At 72.8% G+C, this 24,218-nt stretch carries 26 protein-coding genes; 24 read left to right on the forward strand and 2 right to left on the reverse strand.

Annotated elements, in window-relative coordinates; genetic code table 11:
• Positions 1-128 precede the first annotated feature (128 nt).
• The 15 genes from BLW32_RS09850 (at position 129) to BLW32_RS09920 (ending at position 16,630) form a co-directional block, all read left to right on the forward strand.
• The gene (locus tag BLW32_RS09850) at positions 129-1,829 is read left to right on the forward strand and encodes an AMP-binding protein (protein ID WP_074850487.1); all 1,701 of its coding nucleotides are present in this window, start codon (positions 129-131) and stop codon (positions 1,827-1,829) included.
• Positions 1,830-1,838: 9 nt separating this feature from the next.
• Positions 1,839-3,383, forward strand: coding sequence for an FAD-dependent monooxygenase (locus BLW32_RS09855; RefSeq protein ID WP_068742272.1), 1,545 nt, complete (start codon positions 1,839-1,841; stop codon positions 3,381-3,383).
• A gap of 42 nt (positions 3,384-3,425) precedes the next feature.
• Complete coding sequence (locus BLW32_RS09860; protein WP_068524873.1) at positions 3,426-4,118, forward strand: TetR/AcrR family transcriptional regulator; 693 nt, start codon at positions 3,426-3,428, stop codon at positions 4,116-4,118.
• Positions 4,119-4,290: 172 nt separating this feature from the next.
• Positions 4,291-5,061, forward strand: a complete 771-nt coding sequence (locus BLW32_RS09865; RefSeq protein WP_068524874.1) for a maleate cis-trans isomerase family protein — start codon at positions 4,291-4,293, stop codon at positions 5,059-5,061.
• Between the two features lie 29 nt (positions 5,062-5,090).
• Positions 5,091-5,801, forward strand: a complete 711-nt coding sequence (locus BLW32_RS09870; RefSeq protein ID WP_082791476.1) for a VOC family protein — start codon at positions 5,091-5,093, stop codon at positions 5,799-5,801.
• Positions 5,798-6,043 (forward strand): hypothetical protein, encoded by a 246-nt coding sequence (locus tag BLW32_RS09875; protein ID WP_068524875.1) that lies wholly within the window; start codon positions 5,798-5,800, stop codon positions 6,041-6,043. The genes BLW32_RS09870 and BLW32_RS09875 overlap by 4 nt, the downstream gene beginning before the upstream one ends.
• Positions 6,040-7,305: an alpha/beta fold hydrolase gene (locus BLW32_RS09880; RefSeq protein ID WP_068742271.1), complete on the forward strand. Its 1,266-nt coding sequence runs from the start codon at positions 6,040-6,042 to the stop codon at positions 7,303-7,305. Before BLW32_RS09875 ends, BLW32_RS09880 begins: the two co-directional genes overlap by 4 nt.
• 7 nt (positions 7,306-7,312) lie before the next feature.
• Positions 7,313-7,648, forward strand: a complete 336-nt coding sequence (locus BLW32_RS09885; RefSeq protein WP_068742270.1) for a YciI family protein — start codon at positions 7,313-7,315, stop codon at positions 7,646-7,648.
• The gene (locus BLW32_RS09890) at positions 7,645-8,868 is read left to right on the forward strand and encodes an RNA polymerase sigma factor (RefSeq protein WP_068742269.1); all 1,224 of its coding nucleotides are present in this window, start codon (positions 7,645-7,647) and stop codon (positions 8,866-8,868) included. The genes BLW32_RS09885 and BLW32_RS09890 overlap by 4 nt, the downstream gene beginning before the upstream one ends.
• A 105-nt stretch (positions 8,869-8,973) precedes the next feature.
• Positions 8,974-9,513, forward strand: coding sequence for an SRPBCC family protein (locus tag BLW32_RS09895; RefSeq protein ID WP_068742268.1), 540 nt, complete (start codon positions 8,974-8,976; stop codon positions 9,511-9,513).
• Positions 9,514-9,639: 126 nt separating this feature from the next.
• Positions 9,640-10,968 (forward strand): ammonium transporter, encoded by a 1,329-nt coding sequence (locus tag BLW32_RS09900; protein WP_231857396.1) that lies wholly within the window; start codon positions 9,640-9,642, stop codon positions 10,966-10,968.
• 52 nt (positions 10,969-11,020) lie between these two features.
• Positions 11,021-11,359 (forward strand): P-II family nitrogen regulator, encoded by a 339-nt coding sequence (locus BLW32_RS09905; protein WP_068524879.1) that lies wholly within the window; start codon positions 11,021-11,023, stop codon positions 11,357-11,359.
• Between the two features lie 9 nt (positions 11,360-11,368).
• Positions 11,369-13,873, forward strand: coding sequence for a [protein-PII] uridylyltransferase (locus tag BLW32_RS09910; RefSeq protein WP_082791475.1), 2,505 nt, complete (start codon positions 11,369-11,371; stop codon positions 13,871-13,873).
• Between the two features lie 9 nt (positions 13,874-13,882).
• Positions 13,883-15,454 (forward strand): signal recognition particle protein, encoded by a 1,572-nt coding sequence (ffh, locus tag BLW32_RS09915; RefSeq protein ID WP_068524881.1) that lies wholly within the window; start codon positions 13,883-13,885, stop codon positions 15,452-15,454.
• Between the two features lie 93 nt (positions 15,455-15,547).
• Positions 15,548-16,630 carry an amidohydrolase family protein gene (locus tag BLW32_RS09920; RefSeq protein WP_068742267.1) on the forward strand — a complete coding sequence of 361 codons (1,083 nt, stop codon included), beginning with the start codon at positions 15,548-15,550 and terminating at the stop codon, positions 16,628-16,630.
• A 10-nt stretch (positions 16,631-16,640) separates the two neighbouring features.
• On the opposite strand, the gene BLW32_RS09925 is transcribed toward BLW32_RS09920, so the two are convergent.
• On the reverse strand, positions 16,641-17,525 hold the full coding sequence (locus BLW32_RS09925) for a MerR family transcriptional regulator (protein ID WP_068626640.1): 885 nt from the start codon (positions 17,523-17,525) through the stop codon (positions 16,641-16,643).
• Positions 17,526-17,558: 33 nt separating this feature from the next.
• Positions 17,559-18,809 carry an acyltransferase gene (locus tag BLW32_RS09930; RefSeq protein ID WP_068742266.1) on the reverse strand — a complete coding sequence of 417 codons (1,251 nt, stop codon included), beginning with the start codon at positions 18,807-18,809 and terminating at the stop codon, positions 17,559-17,561.
• 371 nt (positions 18,810-19,180) lie between these two features.
• Between BLW32_RS09930 and rpsP the strand changes: the two genes are divergently transcribed.
• The 9 genes from rpsP (at position 19,181) to BLW32_RS09980 (ending at position 24,216) form a co-directional block, all read left to right on the forward strand.
• Positions 19,181-19,636, forward strand: a complete 456-nt coding sequence (rpsP, locus tag BLW32_RS09935; RefSeq protein WP_068742265.1) for a 30S ribosomal protein S16 — start codon at positions 19,181-19,183, stop codon at positions 19,634-19,636.
• Complete coding sequence (locus tag BLW32_RS09940) at positions 19,636-19,884, forward strand: RNA-binding protein (protein ID WP_013126270.1); 249 nt, start codon at positions 19,636-19,638, stop codon at positions 19,882-19,884. Before rpsP ends, BLW32_RS09940 begins: the two co-directional genes overlap by 1 nt.
• A gap of 4 nt (positions 19,885-19,888) precedes the next feature.
• Positions 19,889-20,410, forward strand: coding sequence for a ribosome maturation factor RimM (gene rimM, locus BLW32_RS09945; RefSeq protein ID WP_068742264.1), 522 nt, complete (start codon positions 19,889-19,891; stop codon positions 20,408-20,410).
• 4 nt (positions 20,411-20,414) lie between these two features.
• Positions 20,415-21,107, forward strand: a complete 693-nt coding sequence (gene trmD / locus BLW32_RS09950; protein ID WP_068524886.1) for a tRNA (guanosine(37)-N1)-methyltransferase TrmD — start codon at positions 20,415-20,417, stop codon at positions 21,105-21,107.
• 178 nt (positions 21,108-21,285) lie between these two features.
• Positions 21,286-22,254 (forward strand): HAMP domain-containing sensor histidine kinase, encoded by a 969-nt coding sequence (locus tag BLW32_RS09960; protein WP_068742262.1) that lies wholly within the window; start codon positions 21,286-21,288, stop codon positions 22,252-22,254.
• Positions 22,255-22,354: 100 nt separating this feature from the next.
• Complete coding sequence (locus tag BLW32_RS09965; protein ID WP_068524889.1) at positions 22,355-22,657, forward strand: YbaB/EbfC family nucleoid-associated protein; 303 nt, start codon at positions 22,355-22,357, stop codon at positions 22,655-22,657.
• Positions 22,654-22,932: a hypothetical protein gene (locus BLW32_RS09970; protein ID WP_068742261.1), complete on the forward strand. Its 279-nt coding sequence runs from the start codon at positions 22,654-22,656 to the stop codon at positions 22,930-22,932. The genes BLW32_RS09965 and BLW32_RS09970 overlap by 4 nt, the downstream gene beginning before the upstream one ends.
• Positions 22,929-23,813: a hypothetical protein gene (locus BLW32_RS09975; protein ID WP_068742260.1), complete on the forward strand. Its 885-nt coding sequence runs from the start codon at positions 22,929-22,931 to the stop codon at positions 23,811-23,813. The genes BLW32_RS09970 and BLW32_RS09975 overlap by 4 nt, the downstream gene beginning before the upstream one ends.
• The gene (locus BLW32_RS09980; protein ID WP_068742259.1) at positions 23,797-24,216 is read left to right on the forward strand and encodes a hypothetical protein; all 420 of its coding nucleotides are present in this window, start codon (positions 23,797-23,799) and stop codon (positions 24,214-24,216) included. The genes BLW32_RS09975 and BLW32_RS09980 overlap by 17 nt, the downstream gene beginning before the upstream one ends.
• Positions 24,217-24,218: the final 2 nt, after the last annotated feature.

Raw genomic sequence — 24,218 nt, forward strand, 5'->3', positions numbered from 1 at the left:
TCGACGCGGACGGTGGGCGGTCGGCGTTCGCGAGTGAGGTTACGCCGATGGTGAAGTTTCGTCGGCAGTGTCAAGAAAACTCCGCCGACCCCTTGTGTGTCAACAGTCACGTTGATAAATTGACGAGTATGTCAGAGAACGGTGTGCAGTCCCCATCCCGCTCGGCGCACGAAGCCGGTTTGGTCTCCTATCCCGACGAGTACGTCGCCCGGTACCGGGCGGACGGTCTGTGGCGCGGCAGGTCGCTGCCCGACGAGCTGACCGACGCGCTCGCGCGGTTCGCCGACCGTCCCGGCCTCGTCACCCCGGAGGTCAGGTGGACGCACGGCGAGCTGCTCGATCGGGCGCGGGCGTTCGGCGCGGGCCTGCTCGCACGCACCGGCCTGGAGCCGGGGGAGCCGGTCATGTTCCAGATGGGGAACGTGGCCGAGACCGTCGTGGCCTACCTGGGCGCCCTGATCGCGGGACTGCGCCCGGTGTGCACCCTCCCGCAGCACGGCGAGCGCGAGATCGGCCTGCTCGCGCAACACGTCGGCGCCCGCGCGACGATCGTGCAGGCGGACCACGGCACGGGCGAGCCCCTGGCCGTCGCCCGCGCGCTGCACGACGCCGGCGCCCTGCCCGTGGTCGTCGTGGCCCGCGGCGACGCGATCGGCGACACCCCCACCATGGAGCGCCTGTCCGCGCTCGGCGCCACCGCCCCCGCGCCGCCGGCGGTGGATCCCGCGCAGATCGCCGTCTTCCAGCTCTCCGGCGGCACGACGGGCCTGCCCAAAGTGGCGGCCCGGCAGCACGAGGAGTACGTCCACAACTCGCTCGCCTGGGCGGCGGCGCTCGGCTACGACGGCGACACCAAGCTGCTGTACCCGCTGCCCGTGATGCACAACGCCGGCATCGGCCTGGCAGTGCAGCCCGCGATCCTCGCCGGAGCCCAGCTGGTGCTCGCCCCGTCCGCACGCACCTCCGACCTGCTCGACCTCATCGCCGCCGAGCGCCCGACGTCGCTGCCGCTGGTCCCGCCCGCCGTCGCCGTGCGGCTGCTGGAGGATCCGCGCAGTCGCACCACCGACCTGACGTCGATCGTGGACTTCGTGGTCGGCGGACAGGCACTGCCCGAAGAGGTCTCGGAGCGGCTGCGCGACGAGCTCGGCATCGCGGTCCGGCAGATGTTCGGCATGGCCGAGGGCATGTTCCTGGTGACGCCCGCCGGCGCCGGCGAGGACGTGCGGCACCACAGCGTGGGTGCACCCGTTTCGCCCGCCGACGAGGTGCGGATCGCGGAGGTGGGCGGCGACGATCCGGTCGCGCCCGGTGAGATCGGCGAGTTCTGCGCCCGCGGCCCCTACACGATCCGCGGCTACTACCGCGCCGACCGGCACAACCGCGACTCCTTCAGCGCGGACGGCTTCTACCGGACCGGTGATCTCGCCCGCGCGCACGTGATCGGCGGCGTCACCGTCTACTCCATCGAGGGCCGGATCAAGGACGTGATCAACCGCGGCGTCGAGAAGATCCATGCCGAGGAGATCGAGGAGGTCATCCTGCGCCACCCCGACGTCGTCAGCGCCGCGCTCGTCGCGATGCCCGACCCGGTGCTCGGTGAACGCGCCTGCGCCTACCTCATCGTCGACGACGGTGCCGAGGCGCCGACCGTCGCCACCCTCGGCGAATTCCTGCTCGGCCAGGGCCTCGCCAAGTACAAGCTGCCCGAGCGGATCGAGGTCGTCACCGAGTTCCCTCTCTCCAACGTGGGCAAGGTGTCCAAGAAGGACCTCCGTGAGCGCATAGCGGAGCAGCTCGCCGCCGACCAGTCAGCCACCGCCCGATAGGAGACCGCCATGACGACCCGCACCACCCCCGGCCGCACCGTCGCGATCATCGGCGGCGGCCCCGCCGGGCTCGCGGCCGGACGCCTGATCAAGCTCGCCGACCCGAACGCACTGGTCACCGTGTACGAGCGGACCGACAGCAGCAGCGAGACCTTCGGCTTCGGCGTCGGCCTCACCGAGGCGACGATGAGCAACCTCGCCAAGGTCGATCCGCAGACCGCGGACCGGATGCGCGAGGTCAGTCACGGCGGTCACTCGCTGGTGCTGCGCACCGATGCCGGCGACGTCGGCCTGCACGGCGCGCGGAACCTCGCGATCGGCCGGGCCGCCCTCCTCGAGGTGCTCACCAAGGCGGCCCTCGAGGTCGGCGTCGAGATCCGTAGCGGCGTGAAGGCCGGCCTCGACGACGTCTCGGCCGACGTGATCGTCGCCGCCGACGGCGCGCGCAGTGCCGTCCGCGACGCCGTGGCGGACGGGCTGGGCGTGCACGTCGAATACGGCCGCCTGCACTTCATGTGGTGCGGAACCGATTTCGCCGTGGACAACGCCAACTTCACCTGGCGCGGCGAGGGCGACGAGCTGTTCGTGGTCCATGCGTACCCCTACGCCGACGACCGCAGCACCTTCCTGATCGAGGCCGACGACATCACCTGGGAGGCCGCGGGGCTCGCGGCCAACGCCGCGGCAACGCCCGCGGGGGAGTCGGACACCGCGAGCCTGAAGCACCTCGAGCGGGTGTTCGCCCGTGAGCTGAACGGCGGTGAGCTGCTCGCCAATCGCACGCGCTGGGCGCAGTTCCCGACGGTGACCCTGGACCGCTGGTCCACCGGCAACGTGGTGCTGATCGGCGACGCGGCGCACACCGCGCATTACACGATCGGCTCCGGCACCAAGCTGGCGATCGAGGACTCCATCGCCCTCGCCGCCGCGCTCGCCGCGCACGCCGACACGGACGCGGCCTTCGCCGCCTACGAGGCCGCCCGCCGCCCCTCGGTGCAGCGGTTCAAGCACCTCGCCGCGCGTTCGCAGAACTGGTGGACCAGCTTCCGCGACCGCGCGGGCGCGGCGCCGGAGGCCACCGCACTGTCGTACATGACCCGGGCGGGGAACCTCGGGATCGAGCACTACGCGGCCGAGTTCCCGGAGGCGGCGACCGTCGCGCTGCGCGGCCTCGGCGCCGAGCCGTCGGCCGACTGGAGCAGCGTCGACGACTGGGTTCTGGACCTGCCTCTGGAGACCGAGGCGCTGCGCGCACCGTCGAAGGTGATCGGCGTCGAAGCGCTCCAGGAGGCGACCCGGGTCGCGTGGAACGGCGGCGCGGCCTGGGAGGCCGGGCACGACGCCTTCGTCGCGGACGCGGCCACCGCCCCGGGCCCGGTGGTCGTGGTGGGCGGACCGTCGGACCCCGCGGCGGTGGGGGCGCGGATCGACCTGGCCGAGCGGATCCGCTGGGCGGGCAAGACCGTCGTGGTGGAGGTCCCGGACTCGCTGCGCGCGGAGGCGGCCGCGGCCGTGGCCGTGGGCCGGGCCGACGCGGTCGTGTTCACGGCGTGAGCGTCCCGGTGGGTGCGCGGGGACCGGGATAGGGTCGTCGACATGTCGACAGTGGAGAAACCGGGCCGCGGATCGCGGCGGCGGGACCTGATCGTCGGGGACGTGCTGGACGCGGCGACGGACCTGTTCGCGGTCAAGGGGTACGACGCGACCAGCCTGCAGGACGTCGCCGACGCGGTGGGGGTCTCGCGGCCGGCGCTGTACCACTACCTCAGCAGCAAGGAGGACCTGCTGGTCATGCTCGTCGAGCGGGTCTCCAAGGATCTCGCCGACGTGATCGAGGAGCTGCGCAACCGGTCGGACCTGGCTCCGACGGAGAAGATCACGCTGCTCACCGAGCAACTGGTCCAGCAGCGCGCCGAGCACCCGAGTCAGTTCCGGATCCTGGACCGGTCCGAGATGATGCTGCCGGAGGAGGCGGGCGCGGTGCACGCGCGCGCCAAGCGGCAGGTGCTGCGCGAGACGATCGCGATCGTCGAGGAGGGTGTCAAGAAGGGGGAGTTCGTCCCCGTCGACGCCCGCACCGCGGCGCTGAGCCTGCTCGGCATGTGCAACTGGGTGGCCTGGTGGGCGCGGCCCGCCGACGCGGTCGAGGTCAAGTCCATCGTGGACACCGTCGCCGCGCTGGCCCGACGCATGCTGTGCGTTCCGGAGTCCGGCGACGGTGCCTCGGGGCCCGCCGGGCTGCTCTCGGAGATCCGGGACCGCCTGGACCGCCTGGAGCCGCTGATCTGACGTCCGCTCCCACACAACCGAACACGTACTCGCCCGGCCGCATCGGCCGGGCGAGCGGCGTTTCTCGGCGCGGTTTGTGACGGCGGCGTCGTCGGATGAACATCAGTGTTGACAATTTTACAAGCGCGTCGAATACTGGAGGGGAACGACGAGCCACACGCAGAGGAGCACCATGAGCGCCAAGCCCATCCGGATCGGACTGGTCGTCCCCAGTTCGAACGTCACCGTCGAGACCGAGATGCCGCGGATCCTCGGCCGGCACCCGGAGGAGACGTTCACCTTCCACTCCAGCCGCATGCGGATGCAGACCGTCTCCCCGGAGCAGTTGCGCGCCATGAACGCCCAGCGCGAGCGTTGCGTCATCGAGCTCGGCGATGCGGGCGTCGACGCGATGCTGTACGCCTGCCTCGTCGCGATCATGTCCACAGGCCTCGGCGAGCACCACAGCGTGGAGGCGAAGATCGCCGAGCAGCTCTCGGAGGGCGGCAGCGACGCCCGCGTGCTCTCCAGCGCCGGCGCCCTCGTGGACGCCCTCAGCGACATGGGCGCCACGCGGATCGCCGTCGTCACCCCGTACCTGCGCCCGCTCGCCGGGCAGGTGATGGCGTACCTCGAGCACGAGGGGCTGACGGTGACCGATTGGCGCGCCCTCGAGGTGGCCGACAACGCCGAGGTCGGCTGCATCCTCGGTGACCGCGTCATGGAGGCCGCGCGCAGCCTCGACCTCACCGGCGTCGACGTGCTCGTGCTCTCCGCGTGCGTCCAGATGCCCTCGCTCGACCTGGTCCAGGCCGCCGAGGACGAGTTCGGCATCCCCGTGATCACCGCCGCCACCGCCGGCGCCTACCGCATCCTGCGCTCCGTCGGCGCGACCGTCGACATCCCCGGCGCCGGCTCGCTGCTGCGCGCCGATGCCGCCGCCCCGGCCGCCGCCGGCGCCTGACCACACTCGCCACCGGATAAGGAGAAGACATGTCCGCCAGCACTTCCGAGCACCGCGTCCGGGGCGTCGACCACGCCGCCTTTCCGACCTTCGACCCCGTCGGCACCGTGAACTTCTACAACGGCGTGCTCAAGTTCCCCATCGTCCACTCGATCTGCGCCGCAGGCTGGGGCCCCGAGAACCACCCCGACTTCATCCACTTCTTCTTCGACATCGGCAACGGCGACCGGATGGCGTTCTTCTACTACTTCGGGCTCGAGCCCTTCGGCGACCAGACCGCCCCCGGCGACTCCTGGGCGCGCCTTCCCCAGGGCACGCCCGAGTTCTTCAAGAACTCCCGCCACCTCGCCATCCACGTGGACGGGGAGGAGGACCTGCTGGAGTACCGCCGCCGCCTCGACGCCTCGGACTGGCCGTGCGAGATGCAGGTGATGCACGAGACCATCGAGTCGATCTACACCCACGATCCCAACGGCTACATGATCGAGATCACCCGCGCCCTGCGCCCCGTGACGCCCCAGGAGGACCTGGACGCCGCCCTCACCCTGGAGGCGCTGTGCGACGTGGTCTCGGGCGGCGCACCGTCGATGGACGCGCTCCTGATGCGCAAGGCCGAGCTGATCGTGGAGAAGGCCGAGAGGTGGGAAGAGCAGCAGCGGGAGCAGGCCGGGCTCGCCGCGACCGGCGATGCGATCGGCGACGCCGCGTGGAACGTCGACGAGGAGGCCGAGGTCCGATGAGCCGCATCTACGTCCTCGACGTCCCCGAGAACGAGGGCGTCCTCAACGTCGCCGGCGCCGAGCCGCGCAACGAGATCGTGCGGGTCGGTCCGTACTTCCGGATCACCCGGCCGGAGGAGATCGCGATCGATCGCCGCGCCACTGGCTGTCGACACGCCGTCTGGTACAGCGCCCTCGCGGGCCTGGAGGACTCGCGCGTCGCGCAGCACGACAAGGACGCGCTCCGGGTGGTGGACCGGTGACCACCGCCGAGCGTGCGGGCGCCGCCACCGGCCTCGGCGCGGGCCGCTACCTCGACGCAGAGGCTGTGCCCGACGGCACCGTCACCACCCCCGTCGAGCTGAGCACCGTCGACGGGGCCAAGGTCGCCGGCCTGCTCCGCACCGTGCCCGGCGCCACTGCCGTCGCCTTCCTCATGCACCCCCGGCAGGACTTCGCGCACCACGTCCTGGTGCCCGAGTTCCTGCGCCGCGGCGTCGCCGTCTGGACCCAGGGCAGCCGCACCCAGGGCAACGACCTGACGCTGCTGCACGAACAGGCCCTGCTCGACATGGCCGCCGGCCACGCCCTCCTGCGCGACGAGGGCTTCGCCACCGTGATCGCCGTCGGCCACTCCGGCGGCGGCGCACTGGCCGCCTTCTACATGGAACAGGCCGGCCTGCCCGCACAGGACCGGCTCGCACGGACCCCGAGCGGCAAGCCCGTGAAGCTGCGCGACGCGCGGATGCCCGTCCCCGACCTCGCGGTGTTCATGGCGCCGCACCCCGGCCAGGGCGAGCTGCTGCTCCGCATGATCGACCCGTCGGTCGCCGACGAGGGCGACCCGCGCTCGATCCTGCCCGAGCTCGACCCCTTCGACCCGGACAACGGCTACGCGCCCGCGCCCGCCCCGAGCAGCTACGCGCCCGAGTTCGTGCAGCGCTACCGCGCGGCGCAGCGCGAGCGGGTGGAGCGGATCGACGCCCTCGCCCGCGAGCGGGTGGCTAGGGCCCGCGCCGCCCAGCAGCGGTTCGCGGAGTCCGGCGACCCCGCCGACCGGCGCGATGCGCTGGCCACCGAGTTCATCACGGTGCACCGCACCGACGCGGACCTGCGGTGCATGGATCCGTCGCTCGACCCGAACGACCGGCCCTACGGCTCGCTGTTCGGATCGCGGCCCGACCTCACCGACTACGGCGTCGTGGGCTTCGGGCGCCTGACCACCCCGGACGCGTGGCTGTCCACGTGGTCGGCGATCAGTAGCAACGCCGGCTTTCTGCGCTGCGCCCCCGCCGTCACCGTGCCGACCCTGTTCGTCGAGATCACCGGCGATCAGGCGTGCTTCCCCGACGACGCCCGCGCGATGGTCGCTGCGTTCGGGACCGACGACGTCGAGCACGTGCGGGTGCGCGGGAAGCACTTCGGCGCGGCCCTCACCGCGGGCGAGCGGACGGCCGCGGCGCTCGCCGGTGACGAGATCGAGCGCTGGCTCGGGGCTCGGGGGATCGGCACCACGGGCGCATAATCGGAGCATGAAGTACGTGCTGCTGATCTGCGACGACGAGAACGGCTCGCCGACCAACGAGGAGATCGCCGCCGACCCCGCCTATCGCGCCTACGACGAGGATCTCCGGCGGCGCGGGGCGATGCTCGGCGGGGCGCGGCTGCGTCCCGTCGCCGACGCCACCACCGTCCGGGTGCGCGGCGGCGAGACCCTCGTCTCCGACGGGCCGTTCGCCGAGACCAAGGACGTCGTCGGCGGGATCGACATCATCGAGTGCGCCGACCTCGACGAGGCCCTCGCCATCGCCGCGAACCACCCGTACGCGGCCCGCGGGTGCGTCGAGGTCCGGCCCGTCTGGGAATGACCGCCCCCGACGCGGTGCAGCGCGCGGTCGCCGACGCGTACCGGGACGAGTGGGGCCAGGTCGTGGCCACGGTCATCGGCCTCACCGGCGACTGGGATCTCGCGGAGGACTGTGCGCAGGACGCCTTCGCCGCTGCGCTCGCCACCTGGTCGCGGGACGGGATCCCACCCCGCCCGGGCGCGTGGCTCACGACCACAGCGCGGAACAAGGCGCGGGACCGCCTGCGGCACGACGCCACGGGCCGCGACCGTACGCACCAGCTCGGCGCGCTCGCGGGCGCGGGGGAGGGCGCGCCTCCGGAGCACATCCCCGACGAGCGGCTGCGGCTGATCTTCACCTGCTGCCACCCCGCGCTGCCGCTCCCCGCTCGCGTCGCCCTCACCCTGCGCACCCTCGCCGGGCTCACCACCGGCGAGATCGCCGACGCCCTCCTCGCCACCGAGGCCGCCACGGCGCAGCGCATCGTCCGGGCCAAGCGGAAGATCGCCGAGGCGGGGATCCCGTACCGCGTGCCGCCGCCGGAGCTGCTGCCGCACCGTCTCCCCGCGGTGCTGGCCGTCGTGTACCTGATCTTCAACGAGGGGTACGACGAGGTCGACGGCGCCCGCGACCTCACGGGGGAGGCGCTGCACCTCGCCCGGGTGCTCGACCGCTTGATGCCCGACGAGCCGGAGGTGCGGGGCCTCCTCGCGCTGCTGCTGCTCACCGAGTCCCGTCGCTCCCACCGCGTGCGCGCCGGGGTGCTCGTGCCGCTCGAGGAGCAGGACCGCAGTCGCTGGGACCGCGCGCTGATCAGCGAGGGGACGGGCCTCCTGGACTCCGCCCTGGCGATCGGTCGACCCGGTCCGTACCAGATCCAGGCGGCGATCGCCGCGTGCCATGCGACGGCCCCGGACGCCCGGAGCACCGACTGGCGGCAGATCGCCGCGCTGTACGCCGAGCTCGCGCGGACCGCGCCGTCGCCGGTGGTCGAGCTCAACCGGGCCGTCGCCGTCGCCATGGCCGACGGTCCGCCCGCGGGACTCGCCATCGTCGACGGGCTCGCCGCGACCGGGGCCCTCGACGGGTACCACCTGCTCGCCGCGACCCGCGCCGACCTGCTGCGGCGGGCCGGGCGCCCGGCCGAGGCGCTGGCGGCCTACGAGGATGCGCTGCGGCTCGTGCCGACCGAGCCGGAGCGCGCCTACCTCGCCCGGCGGGTGCGGGAACTGCGCGGCTGACCCGGGCCGGGACGAACCCGGGCAGATTTCTTTCCGAGGAGTGTCGATTCCGGGCGGTCTCGTCCGTAGGTGGGGTGGACGACCCCCTACCGAAGGAGCCGGATCATGTCGACCAAGCAGGACACCCAGTACCTGACCGCCGAGGTGCACATCGACCACGCCCCACAGCACGTGCTCGCCGCCGTGCTCGACGTCCGCCGGTGGTGGACCGAGAACCTCATCGGACACTCCGCCGCCGTCGGCGACGAGTTCGTCTTCACCGACGACGCCGCGTACCCCGGAGAGACCTCCCGCAGCAAGGAGGGCATCCGGTTCTGCCGGTTCCGGGTCACCGAGGTGAGCCCCACGCGGGTCGCCTGGCACGCCGTGGATTGCGAGATGACCTTCATCGAGGACCGCCACGAGTGGCGCGACACCGACGTGGTCATCGACATCACGCCGGCGGGAACCGGCACCGACCTGCGGCTCACCCACGTCGGGCTGACCGCCGCGTCGCAGTGCTTCGACGCCTGCTCGCGCGGCTGGAGCTTCTACGTCCGCACGAGCATCCCGCAGCTGGTCACCACCGGAACCGGCCAACCGATCCCGCGCTACGCCGACCCGGACGGCGCGGGCCGGACCGCACCGTCGGAAACACGGGCGTAACCGAACGGGCCGAACCCGGGCGGACCGGTTACACACGGGCAACACGGGCGCCTCCACCGGGAAACCGCAGCCGCAGAAGCTGTTCTCACTCGCGCCGCAACGGCGGCGCGCCCGAGGAGGTTTCCCGTGCTCTTGGCTTCTGTGCCCGACGAACTGTTCGGCAAGGTCGACTCCGGCACCACCGCGTGGATGCTGATGTCCGCGGCATTGGTGCTGCTCATGACGCCCGCCCTCGCGTTCTTCTACGGCGGTCTCTCCCGCCAGAAGAGCGTGCTCAACATGATGATGATGTCGATCGGCTCGCTGGGCCTGGTCTCCGTGATCTACGTGCTGTGGGGCTACTCGATGTCGTTCTCCGGCGAGGGCAACTACCTCGGGATGTTCGACAACCCCTTCACGTACTTCGGCCTCGACCAGCTCATGGAGACCAAGACGTCGGGCGAGGACACCCTGGTGGTGCTCAACGCCGCGGGCAGCGGCCTCCCGGCGATCGTCTTCGCCGGCTTCCAGCTGACCTTCGCCGTGATCACCGTCGCCCTGATCTCGGGCGCGCTCGCCGAGCGCGTGAAGTTCGGGACCTGGCTGCTGTTCACCGGTATCTGGACCACCATCGTCTACCTGCCCCTGGCGCACATGGTGTGGGGCGGCGGACTGCTGTCGGGCGCCGAGGGCGGCATCGCCGCGAAGATGTTCGGCACCACCGACGGTCACGCCACCGTGGCGCCCATCGACTTCGCCGGCGGCACCGTGGTGCACATCAATGCGGGTATCGCGGGCCTCGTGCTGGCGATCATCGTCGGCAAGCGCCTCGGCTTCGGCAAGCACTCCTACCGTCCGCACAACATCCCGTTCGTGATGCTCGGCGCCGCCCTCCTGTGGTTCGGCTGGTTCGGCTTCAACGCCGGTTCCGCGCTCGGCGCCAACGCCACGGCCGGCCTGGCCTGGGTCAACACGACCGCCGCCACCGCCGCCGCGATGCTCGGCTGGCTCGCGGTGGAGAAGTTCCGCGACGGCCACGCCACCACGGTGGGTGCCGCGTCGGGCGTCGTCGCCGGCCTCGTCGCCATCACCCCGGCCTGCGCGAACGTGACCCCCGTGGGCGCCCTCATCCTGGGCGTCGTCGCCGGTGTCGCCGCCGCCTTCGGTGTGGGCCTCAAGTCCAAGTTCGGCTTCGACGACTCGCTCGACGTGGTGGGCGTGCACCTGGTGGCCGGCGTGATCGGCACCGTCGCGCTCGGCTTCCTGGCCAAGGACACCGGGCTGTTCTACGGCGGCGACTACAAGCAGCTGGTCGTGCAGATCGTCATCGCGGCGGTCGCCCTGGCCTTCACGGCGATCCTCACCGGGGTCATCGCCTTCGCGCTCAAGCCGCTCGGCTGGCGCGTCGACAAGGAGGAAGAGGCCGACGGCATCGACAACTCCGAGCACGCCGAGACGGCTTACGACCTGGTCTGAGGTGACCGGATCTAAGCTGAATCCACATCCGACTTAAGCGAAGGAAACTCTTATGAAGCTGGTCACCGCGATCGTCAAGCCCTTCACACTCGAGGACGTGAAGGCGGGCCTCGAGCAGGCCGGGATCCTCGGTATGACCGTCAGCGAGGTGCAGGGCTACGGTCGGCAGAAGGGGCACACCGAGGTGTACCGCGGCGCCGAGTACTCCGTGGACTTCGTGCCGAAGGTGCGCATCGAGGTCGTCGTCGACGATGCCGTCGTGGACAGCGTGGTCGACGTGATCGTCGAGGGTGCGCGTACCGGCAAGATCGGTGACGGCAAGGTCTGGGTCACCCCTGTCGAGTCCGTCGTGCGGGTGCGCACCGGCGAGCGCGGCAACGAGGCCCTGTAGGACACGCCGATGACGGTGCCGGACAGGGCGATCGTGCGGACCCCGGAGAGCGGCCCGGCCGGGAACGGCGGGCCGAGCGGGAGCGGCGGGCAGGGCGGCGCGAAGGAACTGGTCGCCGCCCGCGCCCGCCTCCTCGACCGGGCGGCGGGACCCCACCGCCTCGATCCCGCGGCCCTGCGCGGCGCCCTCGCCGACCTCGCGGAGGTGTGGCTCACCACGCACGGCGCCGCCGCCGGCATCGGCCCGGACAGCGGACTCGCCCTCGTGGCCGTCGGCGGCCTCGGTCGTCGGGAGCTGCTGCCCTACAGCGACTTCGATCTGCTCCTCGTGCACGACGACGGGCTCGACCCCGCGCACGTGGGCGCCGTCGCCGAGAAGATCTGGTACCCGCTGTGGGACGCGCACATCAAGCTCGACCACAGCGTCCGCACGGTGCCCGAGGCGGTGCGCGTCGCGCAGTCGGACCTCACGGCCGCCCTCGGGCTGCTCGACGCCCGGCACATCGTGGGCGACGAGGAGATCACCAACCTGCTCATCAGCGGCGTGCGGCGGCAGTGGCGCGCCGACATCCGCTCCCGCGTCGACGACCTCGTCGACCAGGCCCGCGACCGGTGGCGCCGCTCGGGCGAGATCGCCCACCGCGCCGAGCCGGACCTCAAGAACGGCCGGGGCGGCATGCGCGATGTGCAGCTGCTGCAGGCGCTCTCACTGGCCCAGCTGACCGACGGGATCCCGACACCGTCGGCCACGCCGAACGGCACCACCGGCAACGACCTGGCCGCCGCCTACGCCCGCCTGCTGGACGTGCGCACCGAGCTGCACCGCATCTCCGGCCGCGCCCGGGACCAGGTCCGCGCCCAGGAGGCCGACGAGATCGGGGCGGCGCTCCGCCTCGGCGACCGCTTCGACCTCGCCCGCACCATCAGCGACAGCGGCCGCACCGTGGCCTACGCCGTCGACGTGGGCATCCGCACCGCCCAGAACGCGCTGCCGCGGCGCGGCTTCTCCCGGCTGCGTCGCCCGCCCGTCCGGCGCCCCCTCGCGGAGGGGGTCGTCGAACACGCCGGGGAGGTCACCCTCGCCCGCGACGCCCGTCCCGACCGTGACCCGGCCCTGACGATCCGCGTCGCCGCCGCCGCGGCCGCCTCCGGGCTGCCCATGTCCGCGTCGACCCTGGCCCGCCTCGCCGAGGTCGCCCCGGCCCCGCGCAGTCCCTGGCCGGCGGAGACCGTCGCCGACCTGCTCGCGCTCCTCGGCGCCGGGCGGAGCGCCGTGCCCGTCATCGAGGCCCTCGACCGCACCGGCCTCTGGGGACGCCTGCTGCCCGAGTGGGGTGCCGTCCGCGACCTGCCGCCCCGCGACGCCGTGCACACCTGGACCGTCGACCGGCACCTCGTCGAGACGGCTGCGCACGCCGCCAACCGCGCCACCGACGTCGCCCGCCCCGACCTGCTGGTGCTCGGCGCGCTGCTGCACGACCTGGGCAAGGGCCGCGGCGGCGACCACAGCGTGATCGGCGCCGAGCTCGCGGAGGCCATCGCCGCCCGGCTCGGCATGTCCGAGCCCGACACCGCCCTGCTCGCCGCGATGGTGCGGCACCACCTGCTGCTGCCCGCCGTCGCCACGCGCCGCGACCTCGACGACCCCGCGACCATCGAGATGGTCGCGGAGAAGATCGACCACGACCGGACCCTGCTGGAACTGCTCCACGCCCTCGCCGAGGCCGATTCGCTCGCCACCGGCCCGGGCGTCTGGGGCGACTGGAAGTCGCGGCTCATCGGGGAGCTCGTCCGCCGCACGCATCGCGTGCTCGACGGTGAGCCCGCGCCGCAGCCCGGGCCCGTACCCGAGGAGGTGGCGGCGCTCGCGGCCGCGGGTGGGACGCACGTGCGGATCACCCCGGCGCCCGCGCTGGGGCCGCACACCTTCACCGTCGCCGTCGTCGGCCCCGACCGTCGCGGCGTCCTCGCGCGGATGGCCGCCGTGCTCGCACTCGCCGGCCTGCGGGTCCAGAGCGCCACCGTCGGCGCCGTGGGGGAGTCCGCGGTCAACACCTTCGTCGTGGTCCCGACCTTCGGCGACCCGCCCGACCCCGCCGTCGTCCGGCAGCGGCTGCTCGCCGCCCTGGACGGCGCCGACGTCCTCGCCGAGCTCCGGCGCCGCGAGCGCGCCGCGGCCGCTCCCGTCGACGGCAGCGCCGCCGCGCCCCCCTTGCGCGTGCCCGCGCCGCCCCGGCTGCGCTGGTTCGACGGGGCGCCCGGCACCGTCGTCCTCGAGGTCCGGTCCGGCGACACACCCGGGCTGCTCGCGCGGGTCGCCGGTGCCCTCGACGACGCCGGCCTCGACGTCCGGTGGGCCAAGCTGGCCACGCTCGGCGCCACCGCCGTCGACGTCTTCTGCCTGGCGGTGCCGGGCGACGAGGCGGCCGTGCGGGCCCGCGCGGAGGAGGCGGTCATCGCGGTTCTGCCGGAGGCCGCGCCGCCTGCGCCACCGGAGGATGAGCAGACCCGATAGTCTGGAGCAATGTTCGAATCCCTCTCCGATCGGCTCACAGGCGCGCTCAAGGACCTGCGCGGCAAGGGCCGGCTCACCGACGCCGACATCGACTCGACGGCCCGCGAGATCAGGCTCGCGCTGCTCGAGGCCGACGTCGCGCTGCCCGTGGTGCGCGCCTTCGTCGCCCGGGTCAAGGAGCGGGCCAAGGGCCACGAGGTCTCGGCCGCGCTCAACCCCGCGCAGCAGATCGTCAAGATCGTCAACGAGGAGCTCGTCGGGATCCTCGGCGGCGAGACCCGGCGGCTGAACCTCGCGAAGACCCCGCCGACCGTGATCATGCTGGCCGGCCTGCAGGGCGCCGGTAAGACCACGCTCGCCGGCAAGCTCGCGGCCTTCCTCAAGAAGCAGGGCCACACGCCGATGCTCGTGGCCTGCGACCTGCAGCGGCCCGGCGCCGTCGACCAGCTGAAGATCGTCGGCGAGCGCGCCGGCGTGCCCACCTACGCGCCGCACCCCGGCACCTCCGTCGGCGGCGAGGGCACCCTCGGCGTGAGCGCCGCCGACCCGGTCGAGGTCGCCCGCGGCGGCATCGCCGAGGCCCGGGCCAAGCAGCACGACGTCGTCATCGTCGACACCGCCGGTCGCCTCGGCATCGACGAGGAACTCATGGGCCAGGCCAAGGCGATCCGCGACGCCGTGGACCCCGACGAGGTGCTGTTCGTCCTCGACGCCATGATCGGCCAGGACGCGGTCACCACCGCGCAGGCCTTCGCCGACGGCGTCGACTTCACCGGCGTGGTGCTCACCAAGCTCGACGGCGACGCCCGCGGCGGCGCCGCGCTCTCGGTCCGCGAGATCACCGGCAAGCCGATCCTGTTCGCGTCCACCGGCGAGAAGCTCGACGACTTCGACGTCTTCCACCCCGATCGGATGAGCTCCCGGATCCTCGGCATGGGCGACGTGCTCTCGCTCATCGAGCAGGCCGAGCAGCACATGGACCAGCAGAAGGCGGAGGAGGCGGCCGCCAAGATCACCTCCGGCGAGCTGACCCTCGAGGACTTCCTCGACCAGATGCTGATGATCCGCAAGATGGGCCCCATCGGGAACCTGCTGGGCATGCTGCCCGGCGCGGGCCAGATGAAGGACGCCCTCGCCGCGGTCGACGACAGCCAGCTCGACCGGATCCAGGCGATCATCCGCGGCATGACCCCGGCCGAGCGCAGCGATCCGAAGATCATCAACGCCTCCCGCCGCCTGCGCATCGCCAAGGGCTCCGGCGTCACCGTCACCGACGTGAACCAGCTGGTGGACCGCTTCTTCGAGGCCCGGAAGATGATGTCGCAGATGGCGGGCTTCGGCGGCGGCGCCCCGAAGCGGCTGTCCAAGCGCAAGCAGAAGGGCAAGCAGGGCAAGAAGAACAACCGCGCCCGGCAGACCGGCCCCGCGGGGCCCAAGATGGGCGGCGGTTTCCCGGGGATGCCCGGCATGCCCGCCGGGATGGACCTGTCGAGCATGCCCAAGGGCCTCGACCAGCTGCCCCCCGGCCTGGAGGGCATCGACATGGCCGCCCTCGAGGAGCAGCTCCGTAAGAAGCGGTAGTGCGTCGCGAAACCGGCGGAATCCTGCGGTACGAGGCCGCAAATGGCCTCGTACCGTCGAAATCGCCCGGTTTCACGACGTAGGGTTGCCCGGGTGAGCGATCTGCACTTCACCGGCGTCGTCCTGCCCGGCGGCGACGGCGAGTTCTGGGTGTCCGACGGTGCCGTGCGATTCGATCCGCCCGGCGGTCCGGTCACCGAGCTGACGGGGTTCGCGGTGCCCGGCTACGTCGACGCGCATTGCCACGTCGGCATCGTCGAGGACGGCGAGCCCGACCTCGTGCGCGGCCGCGCGCTGGCGCTGGAGGACGTCGCCGTCGGCGTCACCGTGATCCGCGAACCCGGTTCCGACCTCGACACGTCGCCGCTGGACGGACAGCCCGGCCTCCCGCGGTTCGTCCGGATGGGCAGGCACATCGCGCTGGTCAAGCGGTACACGCGCGGGCTCGGCGAGCAGCTCGAGGACCCGTCGCAGCTCGTGGACGCGGTCCGGCGGCGGGCCGCCGAAGGGCACCCGTGGATCAAGCTCGTGGGGGACTGGATCGACCGGTCCGTCGGTGACCTCGCGCCGCTGTGGCCCGACGACGTGCTCGCCGAGGCCGTCGCCGTGGCGCACGACGCCGGCGCCCGGATCACCGCGCACGTCTTCGGTGAGGACGCGCTGCCCGGCCTGCTGGCCGCCGGCGTCGACGCGATCGAGCACGGCTCCGGCCTCACCGCGGACACCATCGAGACCATGGTGGAGAAGGGGATCGGCCTGGTGCCCACCATGATCCAGATCGAGAACTTCCCCTCCATCGCCGCACCCGCGCAGGAGAAGTTCCCCACGTACCACCGCCACATGACGGCGCTGCACGACCGCCGCAAGGCCACGTTCCGCGCCGCCTGGGAGGCCGGGGTCGCCATGTACGCGGGTACCGACGCCGGCGGCTTCAACGTGCACGGCGCGCTGCCTCGCGAGATCGAGGCCCTGTCCGCCGTCATGCCGCCGGAGGAGGCCATCGCCGCCGCGTCCTGGCGGGCGCGGCAGTGGCTCGGCTTCGCCGGTATCGACGACGGCGCCCCCGCCGACCTGGTGATCTACGGCGAGGACCCCCGCGTGGCCCTCGCCCACGGCGCCCTGCCGGCACCGTCGGCGGTGGTCGTCCGGGGCGAGCCCGCCGACCTGCCCCGGTGACGCCGCGGCGCTACGCGTGCGCGCGGAGCGCGGCGATGACCCACTCCGCCACCGGCACCATCGCGGGCCGCTGCGGCCAGCCGTTGAGCACGCCCAGCAGCGACCAGTAGCGCTCCACCCGCGCATCGGTGAAGGTCACCATCTGCTCGGCCATGGCCGCCCGGTCCGTGCCCTCGGGGAGCAGCGTCGCCAGCAGCGCCGCGGCCTCCGCGGACTCGGGCGGCGTCCCGGCCTCGACGGCCGCGCGGGCGGCGTCCAGATCCACCATCACCGGCGGCGCGGTCGCCGCGGCGCCGGTCACCGCCATCTCCCGGGCGCGCGCCCGGAAGTCCTCGTCGGCGACGAGCGTCGCCAACTCGATCCACGCGTCCACCTGGGCGGGCGTCGGATCGTCCGGCAGTTCGGCGGGCATGGACCGCATCCCGTTCGCGATGTGGGCGCCCGGCGCGTCCGGGGCGATGCCGGCGAAGGCCTCGTCGACGAACCCGTCGATGATCCGCTGGCGCTCGGCCGCGGACAACGTCGCCATCTCGTGCATGATTCTCAACTCCTCGGTCGTACTGTTCCTGGTGGCGACCGACCGCAGCACCGCCCGCCGGATCCGCAGCGTGCGGATCTCGGCGTCGAGGGCCTTCGCGTGCGCGTCGGCCACCGCGGCGAGGCCGACCCGCTCCGCGAGCACGGCACGCACCGTCTTCACGTCGAGGCCCAGCGCGCGCAGGGTCCGCACCAGCTCGAGCCGCGCCACCGATTCCGCGTCGTACAGCCGGTAGCCGGCCGTACTGCGGACGGTGGGGACGAGGCCCTCGTCGGACCAGAACCGGATCGTCTTCACCGAGGCGCCGGTCCGGGCCGCGACGTCGCCGATGGTGAACAGTGCGCTGTCGTCGGTCACGGGATCAGCCTGCGGTCTCCTGTGAGGGGAGAGTCAAGAGGTCGCCGTGCGGGCGATGCCGGCGAGGCTCTCCTCGGCCTGCGGCGCGGGGCGCTTCCGCTTCGCCGGGCGGGGGCGGCCGACCCACCACTGCGCCTTCGGCGCCCGGCTGAGGAGTTCGACGATCCCGAGGGTGATCGCGATCGTCAGCGCGTAGGCCACCGCGGTACCGAAGGGCGACGGGAGCACCGTCGTGAGCCAGGGTTCACCGTCGACGGTCCGGGGGAGCAGCAGCGTGGACAGCACCATCACGTGCACGAGGAAGACGCCGAACGAGCGCTTGGCGCCGTACGAGGCGAAGCGGGTCAGGCGCGGCAGACGATGCCGATTGCGCGCGAGCAACAGGCCGACCGTGTACACCGCCGCCACGAGGACGACGTACAGCACGAAGTTCGCCGGCTGGAAGACCGCCGAGGCCACGATCGGAGCCGTCTCGTCGCTCAGGCGCACCCGGTAGAGCACCTGCGCGCCCAGCGCGACGAGCGCCGCGGCCGCGAAGATCAGCGGAGCGTGCCGCAGCAGGACCGCCTCGATCCGCTCGCGGTGGAAGGCCGAGAAGACGCCCAGCAGGATGAAGAACTGGTACGGCACGAACGTGGCGTACAGGTGCCAGAAGTTCTCGCCCCACCAGCCGGTCGTCGGGTTCCAGTAGGTGGCCGCGACGTAGATGCCCACCTGCAGAACGGCACTCACGGCCAGGATCGGCGCGTGGAACCGGCGGGTGCGCTCGGCGAACGCGAAGATCAGGGGGAACAGCAGGTAGATCTGCAGGGTGACGAAGATGAAGTAGAGCTGGTACCCGTTGGTGCCGCCCCACTTGAGGCTGTTCCAGAAGTCGCCCAGCTGGTGGGGGATCTGCCCGCCGTTACCGCCGACGACCATGTCGTAGACCCAGTAGGCGAACGCCCACAGCACGAACGGGGTGATCACCAGGGTGAGCCGCTTGCGCCAGAACCGCACGGGGCTCAGCCGGGCGCCGCGCTCGACGATGCCGTACGCGAGGACCAGGCCCGTGAGCGCGAAGAAGGCGTTGCGGGTGAAGTGCAGGTTCATCGCGATCGCGTTGGTGACGGTGCCGTTGACCTCGTCGTTGGTGTTCGTCAGCGTGTGGATGAAGACCACGAGCAGGAAGGTGATCGTGCGGACGAAGTCCAACTGGTAGAGGTAGCCGCCGCGCGACAGGGCGGCCTCGGTGCGCCCGGTGGCTACCGGGGACGCCGTGGGTCGTTCCAAATGCGTGGCCATGGGCTGAGTCTGCGGTCCGTTCCTGCGAGGGTGCTGAACGCGGCCTGGCAGGGGTCTACACCGGGCTGACGGTGCATCGCGCAGGCAACGACAGGGTGGAGTTTACCCGCCGGTAACCATTGCTTTCGCAACATCGGGGCCGAAGTGGCGCGAGTCACGTCTCTGCACGGTCTGGTTCGTCCAGTCTACGGAGAACCCGCTCCCGCGGCGATTTCGCGCCGGTCGCACGGCGTGGCAGAATGGATCGCTGCTGACCGGCAGCGGCTGAGATACCGCCCGGCGGTCACGCAACCAGACGGCAAAACCGGGTGCGTTCATCCTGACGCATCGCTGAATTGCACACGTGACTACGAACGAAGGAACCACAGCACATGGCTGTCAAGATCAAGCTCACGCGGCTCGGCAAGATCCGCAACCCGCAGTACCGCGTCGTCATCGCCGACTCGCGCACCCGCCGCAACGGCCGCGCGATCGAGTCGATCGGCAAGTACCACCCCAAGGAGGAGCCCTCGCTCATCCAGATCGACTCGGAGCGCGTGCAGTACTGGCTGGGCGTCGGCGCACAGCCGACCGAGCCGGTTCTCGCCCTCCTGAAGATCACGGGTGACTGGCAGAAGTTCAAGGGCCTCCCCGGGGCCGAGGGCACCCTGAAGACCGCCGCCGAGAAGCCGTCCAAGCTGGACCTCTTCAACGCCGCTCTCGCTGCGGCCGACAAGGAGCCCGCCGCGGCCGCCACCACGCCCAAGAAGAAGGCGGAGAAGAAGGCCGACGAGGCGCCTGCAGAGGCTGCTGAGGCTCCCGCCGAGGCTCCGGCCGAGGGCGAGTAATGAGCGCCGTCGTCGCCGATGCCGTCGAGCACCTCGTGCGCGGCATCGTGTCGAACCCGGACGATGTCCGCGTCGACCTCATCACGGGCCGTCGCGGCCGCGTGATCGAGGTCCACGTGAACCCGGACGACCTGGGCAAGGTCATCGGCCGCAGCGGCCGCACCGCCACCGCCCTGCGCACCCTCGTCACCGGTATCGGTGGCAAGGGCATCCGGATCGACGTCGTCGACACCGATCGGGTCCGCTGACCCGATGGAGCTCGTGATCGGCCGCGTCGCCAAGTCGCACGGCATCCGCGGCGAGATCGTCGTGGAGGTGCGCACCGATTCGCCCGAGCTCCGCTTCGCGGACGGCGCCGTCCTCACCGGTCGGCGCCCCCGCGAGAAGAACACCCAGACGTACACCGTGGCGGCCTCCCGGAACCATTCCGGGAGGCTGCTGGTGCGTCTGCAGGGCGTGAACGACCGCACCGCCGCCGACGAGCTGCGCGGCACGCTCTTCCTCATCGACTCGGCGGACGTCGAACCGAGCGACGACCCCGACGAGTTCTACGACCACGAGCTCGAGGGTCTGGCCGTCCGCACCGTCGGGGGCGAGGACGTCGGCACCATCGCCGAGGTTCTGCACGCGCCCGGCGGCGAACTGCTGTCGGTGAAGGCGCCCGACGGCCGCGAGATCCTCATCCCGTTCGTCACCGCGATCGTCCCCGACATCGACGTCGCCGGCGGCGTCGTCACCGTCGACCCGCCCGACGGCCTCCTCGATCCGGAGTAGGCCCGTGCGCATCGACGTGGTGACGATCTTCCCCGAGTACCTCGCGCCGCTGCGGCAGGCGCTCCTCGGCAAGGCCGTCGACAAGGGCCTGCTCGAGTTCGGCGTGCACGACCTGCGCGACTGGACCCACGACGTGCACAAGGCCGTCGACGACTCGCCCTACGGCGGCGGTCCCGGCATGGTCATGAAGCCCACCGTCTGGGGTCCCGCCCTCGACGACGTCTGCCCCGACGACGCCCTCCTCGTCGTCCCCACGCCCGCAGGCGTCCCGTTCACCCAGGCCATGGCGCACGAGTGGGCCCGCGAGGAGCACATCGTGTTCGCCTGCGGCCGCTACGAGGGCATCGACCAGCGCGTCTTCGACGACGCCGCCCGCCGCGTGCGGGTCGTCGAAGTCTCCATCGGCGACTACGTCCTCATCGGCGGCGAGGCCGCCGTCCTCGTCATGGTCGAGGCCTTCGGTCGCCTCATTCCCGGGGTGCTGGGCAACAAGCTCAGCCACCACGACGACTCCTTCTCCGACGGTGCCGACGGCCTCCTCGAGGGGCCGTCCTACACGCGCCCCGAGACCTGGCGCGACCTCGCCGTGCCGCCCGTCCTGCTCTCGGGCGACCACGCCAAGGTCGCCGCCTGGCGTCGCGAGCAGTCGCTCGCGCGGACCGCGGACCGTCGACCGGACCTGCTGCCGCCCGCCTAGGCCCGCGCCACGGGCGCGAAGAGCGCCGGGAACGGCACCCGGCTCGGTAAGGTCAACCCTCGATACTTCGCGATCGCGATCGCACTGCTGTGGCAGTCGCGATCGGAGTCCGGGAGGAGGACGAGTGGCAGGGACACCGGCGCCGCACACGACGGGCCCTGGTTCTGTGCGAGCACGGATGTCGCTGCTCGCCGGAGCGGTCGTGCTCCTCGGTGCCGCGGCCCTCGCCGCCGTCCTCGCGCTGTCCACCGGCGGCCTGCCCGGGGCGGCGATCGTGGCGGTGCCCGTCGCGGGCATCGTGGCCGGCGTTGTCGCCTGGATCTCCGCCGACCGGGTCCTGCGGCGTGTCGGTGCGATCGAGCGACGGTACCGCGAGCTGGCGGACGGCAACCCGCGGTTGCGGGTGGCCGAGCCCGGCGGCGACGACGAACTCGCCCGACTCGCCCGCACCCTCAACGACGCCCTCGACCGGCGCCAGCGCGGCGCCGAACGCCGCCTCGACTTCGTCGGCGACGCCGCCGATACCCTGCGCGGCCCGCTCGCCACCGTGCGCGCGGACCTGTACGCCGCGACCCGACCCGGTGGCCCCGATCCCGTCCACGCCGTACAGCGCGCGCTCGCCGACGCCGACCGGCTCCAGACCGCCACCGCCGACGTGCTGCTGCTCGCCCGCCTGCGCGCGGGCGAGCGGCCGCGGCGCGAGATCCTCCCGTGGTTCGAGGTGATGACCGACGTTCGCGCCCCGGCCGCGGCGTCGTTCTCCGTCGAGGGCGATCTCGCGACGCTGGTGCTCGGCGCCCGCACCCACCTCGTCGTGCTGATGCAGTACCTCCTCGACGAGGCCGCACGGCACGCGGAAACCGCGGTCGTGCTGCGGATAGCGACGTTCGACGACGCCGTGGTGCTCCGCGTGGACGACGACGGACCGCCGATCCCCGCCGCCGACCGCGAGCGCGCCTTCGCGCCGTTCGACGCCCCCGATCGCCTCCGCCCCGACGGCACGGGGCTGGCGCTGCTCATCATCGGGGAGATCGCTCGTGCGCACGGCGGCTCGGTCCGCATCGAGGCCTCGCCGCGCGGGGGATCGCGCCTGCGCGTGGAACTTCCCGCGGTGCTGGCCGACTCGCTCCCGGACTGGGAGGCCTGAGTGCCGCGGCGGCGAATGCCGTCGAACCCGCACCGGGAGTGCACTCGCGCGGCATGATGGTCGCAGCGGGCGTGGGGGCGCCCGCGGATTCGGGGGAATCATGGCTGGGATCAGCGGCGCCGCGGCGCTGCTCGCGGACGTCGAACGGCGCGAGGCGGAGCTCGCGCGGCTCGACGAGGAGTTCCGGACGGCCCGCGTCACGGCGCGGTCGCAGGACCGGACCGTCGCCGTGACCGTGGACGTGCGCGGCCACGTCGTGGAGGTGGAACTGGCGCCGGGCACGCCGCGCGCCCACCCGCCGGAACGCCTGGGGCCCTTGATCGCCGAGCTCGCCGCCCGCGCGGCGGGCACCCTGCGCGAGCACTACGAGCGGCGCGCCGAGCTGACCCGGGTGCCGCGATGATCTTCGAACTCGAGCCGGACGCCTGGGAGCGGGAGGCGCGGATCGTCGACGCCCTCGCCGACGCCCTGCCCGCTCCGGAACCCCTGCCGCTGCCCGACGACCGCTACGCGCACGCCCTCGGCGACGTCCCGGCCGCCTCCGACGCCGCCGCGCGGGACCTGCACGCCGCGGCCGCCGCCGAGCTGCGGGGGCTCGCCGCGAGCATCCGCCGGCGGGCCCGCCGCGCGGCCGACGCGGACCGCACCGGTGCCGCGGCGATCGAGTCGGTCCGATGACGGACGCCGCGTTCTGGCCGCAGGAACCGGGCCCGTACACCTCGATCGGGGAGGCGTACCTCGCCGCGCACGAGGCGGCCCGAGGCCTCGCCGCCGGCCTCGGCGTCGACGGGCCGTCGGGCGCGCTGACCGCGGCGGCCGCGCTGGACGCGGCTCGGGAGGAGTTCCATGGGGAGTACGCGCACCTCGTGGACGACACCCGCGCCCGCATGACCGACGTGGCCGCCCGCACCGCCCTCGCCCGGCTGGAGGTCCGGGGGCAGAACCCGCCCGGCGACCCCGGTGCCGAGCAGGCCGCCGACCTCGCCGACGACCGCGGCCGTGCCGAGACCGAGGATGCCGCGGAGGAGGCGAGCCGACGCTCCGCCGAGCTCGCCGCCGGGCACGGCGCCGCGCTCGGCTCCTTCGCGCCCGTGGCCGGGATGGGCATGCTCGGCAGGGCCCTCAGGGCCGACGGCGCCCACCGCGCCGCCCACTACGCGGTGCCCGTCTCCACGCCCGCCGACCTCGACCTGAGGCTGCGCGAGGTGTGCGGCGCGGTGACCGGACCCGCGCGGGGTTGGGTGCGGATGGCCGTCGCCGAAGTGGCCGACGAGGCCGGGCGCCCCTGGCGGCTCATCGGCACCACGGAGCTCGACGGCTACCTACGACCCGGGGTGATCCTGCGCGACGGCGAGCTCGCCGCCGGCAACGAGAACTGGCCCGAACTTTCCATCGCGACCTTCTGCGCCGCACACGGTTTCGCGCCCGGACCGGTGGTCGGTGCCGTCGAGCCGCCGCCTGACGTGTGCGAGTACCTGCGCGCCGCCGGATTCACACCGACGTGGTCGCCCGATGCGTGGACCGCCGGCTGGGAGGACGCCGATGCACCGCTCGACTAGCCTGCCCGACCTCGCCGAGGCCGTCGCCGCCGTGACCGCCGACCGGCGCCACGCCGCGGGGCTCGCCCTCGTCTCCGGGGCCCTCGACCGCGCCGCCGACCCCGCCCTCGACGCCGCGGGCGAGGTGTTGCTCGACGAGCGTCGTGCGCCGGGCTCCCGGCGGGGCGAGGCGGACCGGCTCGCCGCCGCCGTCGACCGGCTCGACCAGGAGGCGCACGCACGCCGCCGGGACGGCGACCACACCGGCTACATCCTGAGCTTCCAGTCCGCTCGGGTGATGGCGGCGCTGCACTTCCTGGTGCGCGACGGCGGCGGGGGACTGGCCGACGTCGCCTACGAGGCGGTCATGGTGTGCGGCGCCACGGAGCCGGTGATCGCCGAACTCGTCGGGGCCCGCCGGTAGGG

Source organism: Tsukamurella tyrosinosolvens, assembly GCF_900104775.1.
GTDB lineage: Bacteria > Actinomycetota > Actinomycetes > Mycobacteriales > Mycobacteriaceae > Tsukamurella > Tsukamurella tyrosinosolvens.

Excerpts from the sequence above, each read along its gene's own strand:
- BLW32_RS09940 (WP_013126270.1), top strand. The coding sequence starts at position 19,636 with ATGAGCGCCGTCGTCGCCGATGCCGTCGAGCACCTCGTGCGCGGCATC.
- ffh (WP_068524881.1), top strand. The coding sequence starts at position 13,883 with ATGTTCGAATCCCTCTCCGATCGGCTCACAGGCGCGCTCAAGGACCTG.
- BLW32_RS09870 (WP_082791476.1), top strand. The coding sequence starts at position 5,091 with ATGTCCGCCAGCACTTCCGAGCACCGCGTCCGGGGCGTCGACCACGCC.
- BLW32_RS09965 (WP_068524889.1), top strand. The coding sequence starts at position 22,355 with ATGGCTGGGATCAGCGGCGCCGCGGCGCTGCTCGCGGACGTCGAACGG.
- BLW32_RS09910 (WP_082791475.1), top strand. The coding sequence starts at position 11,369 with ATGACGGTGCCGGACAGGGCGATCGTGCGGACCCCGGAGAGCGGCCCG.
- BLW32_RS09975 (WP_068742260.1), top strand. The coding sequence starts at position 22,929 with ATGACGGACGCCGCGTTCTGGCCGCAGGAACCGGGCCCGTACACCTCG.
- BLW32_RS09865 (WP_068524874.1), top strand. The coding sequence starts at position 4,291 with ATGAGCGCCAAGCCCATCCGGATCGGACTGGTCGTCCCCAGTTCGAAC.
- BLW32_RS09970 (WP_068742261.1), top strand. The coding sequence starts at position 22,654 with ATGATCTTCGAACTCGAGCCGGACGCCTGGGAGCGGGAGGCGCGGATC.
- BLW32_RS09885 (WP_068742270.1), top strand. The coding sequence starts at position 7,313 with ATGAAGTACGTGCTGCTGATCTGCGACGACGAGAACGGCTCGCCGACC.
- BLW32_RS09980 (WP_068742259.1), top strand. The coding sequence starts at position 23,797 with ATGCACCGCTCGACTAGCCTGCCCGACCTCGCCGAGGCCGTCGCCGCC.
- rpsP (WP_068742265.1), top strand. The coding sequence starts at position 19,181 with ATGGCTGTCAAGATCAAGCTCACGCGGCTCGGCAAGATCCGCAACCCG.
- BLW32_RS09960 (WP_068742262.1), top strand. The coding sequence starts at position 21,286 with ATGTCGCTGCTCGCCGGAGCGGTCGTGCTCCTCGGTGCCGCGGCCCTC.
- BLW32_RS09890 (WP_068742269.1), top strand. The coding sequence starts at position 7,645 with ATGACCGCCCCCGACGCGGTGCAGCGCGCGGTCGCCGACGCGTACCGG.
- BLW32_RS09855 (WP_068742272.1), top strand. The coding sequence starts at position 1,839 with ATGACGACCCGCACCACCCCCGGCCGCACCGTCGCGATCATCGGCGGC.
- BLW32_RS09850 (WP_074850487.1), top strand. The coding sequence starts at position 129 with ATGTCAGAGAACGGTGTGCAGTCCCCATCCCGCTCGGCGCACGAAGCC.
- BLW32_RS09930 (WP_068742266.1), bottom strand. The coding sequence starts at position 18,809 with ATGGCCACGCATTTGGAACGACCCACGGCGTCCCCGGTAGCCACCGGG.
- BLW32_RS09860 (WP_068524873.1), top strand. The coding sequence starts at position 3,426 with ATGTCGACAGTGGAGAAACCGGGCCGCGGATCGCGGCGGCGGGACCTG.
- BLW32_RS09895 (WP_068742268.1), top strand. The coding sequence starts at position 8,974 with ATGTCGACCAAGCAGGACACCCAGTACCTGACCGCCGAGGTGCACATC.
- BLW32_RS09905 (WP_068524879.1), top strand. The coding sequence starts at position 11,021 with ATGAAGCTGGTCACCGCGATCGTCAAGCCCTTCACACTCGAGGACGTG.
- BLW32_RS09875 (WP_068524875.1), top strand. The coding sequence starts at position 5,798 with ATGAGCCGCATCTACGTCCTCGACGTCCCCGAGAACGAGGGCGTCCTC.
- rimM (WP_068742264.1), top strand. The coding sequence starts at position 19,889 with ATGGAGCTCGTGATCGGCCGCGTCGCCAAGTCGCACGGCATCCGCGGC.